Source organism: Acinetobacter sp. YH16031, from assembly GCF_013417335.1.
In the GTDB taxonomy this organism is placed as follows: domain Bacteria; phylum Pseudomonadota; class Gammaproteobacteria; order Pseudomonadales; family Moraxellaceae; genus Acinetobacter.
Genome location: NZ_VPED01000124.1, coordinates 1 through 1,915 on the forward strand (window position 1 = coordinate 1; position 1,915 = coordinate 1,915).

The following is a 1,915-nucleotide window of genomic DNA, read 5'->3' on the forward strand; positions in this document are numbered from 1 at the left end:
GGCAAAAACCATAAGAAAACAAAACCAAAGTTTTTTGGAGAGATGAGTCAACACGAATGCTATCTAGGAATAGAATTTAATCCAAAATATCTTAACGGAATTTCAACTATTTACAACTCAATATAATTTAGTAGTTTCTCTAAAATTAACATAATACACCTTATGCGAAGTCAAAAACTCTAGACCTAAAAGTACATATAAAATTAGTGCCTATTCATAATAAAAATTAAAACTCTTGTAATTACTTTCATACTTGTATCAACTTTTTTAAACAGAACTATTGTTCTTAACTAAATGCTCTCATTCCCTCAACGTTCCCCTTCAGTCTGCCTATCGGCAGACGGTGAACGTTGAGGGAATTTCGGCCATACTTACCCTTAAAGGGGCTAATTATCCCCCTTAAAGTATTCCCGAAAATCTATCGGACTGACGGAGCCACGTCTCGGTCGATCGGCAAAGAGTAAGTGTACTTTCTCTTCAGGCTGAGATTACGATCTACACATCGCATTGGCACGTTCTCAAACCGAACAGCAGCTTTTCTCTGCGAGGGTTTCCCCAACATACAATTTAAAGCTTAGCTGAACTACTCATCACGCTGTTGCTTTGCCAATATCCCCTAGTAACAACTTAATCACGATGGTGCGCTAGCGTCGCTAATCCATCCACCCGCACCTGTGAAATCTACAAAATCTGTAAATCAAGCAGAGCGTAGCAAAATTTAAAAAATCGGATTTAAATTGGTTCAATTTCTGCATGTTTCAGAAAAAAAAATTTAATGCATTAATCATTGAACCGAATTCTAAAAAATACATATATGACCTTCAGCACATTTTGATGCCATATAAACCTTTTTATTGACTTATCTAAGAAAAAAATTATTGATCTTTGCAAAACAGAATAAGCTCTAAATAAAAGGGGCAATGCGACAAGCAAGCCTACCTGTGTCCACAATTTTCTTCGAAAATTTGGACTCAGGGACTTGTTAGGGGTTTCACCCCTAAGACCCCAAAAGCAAAAGCTCTTAACGAGACACGAAATGGTAAAAAATAAAACAAAAAAATTTAGACTCACACAGCTCCAGTTTGAGCAACTGGAGCAACACCTGCAAAAGGAAAATACAAGTTTCACTGACTTCATTCATTCATTAATCGAGCGTGAAGTCATGCAAGATGTGATTACCGTTCAACAAACCAAAGACGAAATAAAACCCACAAGAACAAAAATTAAAACAGTGATTGAGGTAGTCAAACGCTATCAAAAGACTGATCCGAATGTATTGCTAGAGCTATCAAGAATCGGCAACAACATAAACCAAATTGCACGAGCGTTGAATATCATCAAGAACGCAGATCCTCAAGAACAACGCAAACTAAATATTTTTAACATGTTGCTTGTTTTAAAAGGCATTCAAACCGAGCTAGAAAAAGTCTTCCCTGCCTTACCTAAAATTAGTCGGCAAAGCCCTGAACGCTTAAAAAAGCAGTTGTCTTCAGTACAACTGGCTGAGGATGATGAAAGTGCATATTAAATTTTTGAATCATGGCAAAGGCAATGCTGCCAAAGCATCGGCATACTTACTCGATAAGTTTGATCACATGGGCAATGTGCGTGCAGGCATTGAAGTTTTAAGAGGTGATGCAACCACATTTAACGCCATTTGTGATGCAAGCCCCCATCTGTGGAAATACACCAGTGGCGTGATTGCTTGGTCAAAGGATGATGCCCCTACAGACGAGCAGATCAGGGAGGTTTTAACCGACTTTGAACAACATGCTTTCTCAGGGTTAGACCCATCTCAATATCATCTGTTTGCCGTTCAACATACGGATGATGATGGCTCAAAGCATATTCATGTTTTAGTACCACGCCTTGATTTACAGAGTGGAAAATCACTCAACATTGCGCCCCCAGGGCA

At 38.5% G+C, this 1,915-nt stretch carries 2 protein-coding genes; both read left to right on the plus strand.

The window, feature by feature from the left end:
• Positions 1–1,036 precede the first annotated feature (1,036 nt).
• Positions 1,037–1,528 carry a plasmid mobilization relaxosome protein MobC gene (gene mobC, locus FTV31_RS16475; protein ID WP_035270222.1) on the plus strand — a complete coding sequence of 164 codons (492 nt, stop codon included), beginning with the start codon at positions 1,037–1,039 and terminating at the stop codon, positions 1,526–1,528.
• On the plus strand, positions 1,512–1,915 hold a 404-nt coding region (locus tag FTV31_RS16480), incomplete at its 3' end, for a relaxase/mobilization nuclease domain-containing protein (RefSeq protein ID WP_180015725.1). The genes mobC and FTV31_RS16480, both read left to right, overlap by 17 nt.

What these genes read in the sequence shown, in the direction of transcription:
- mobC (WP_035270222.1), top strand. Translation starts at nt 1,037, where the DNA reads ATGGTAAAAAATAAAACAAAAAAATTTAGACTCACACAGCTCCAGTTT.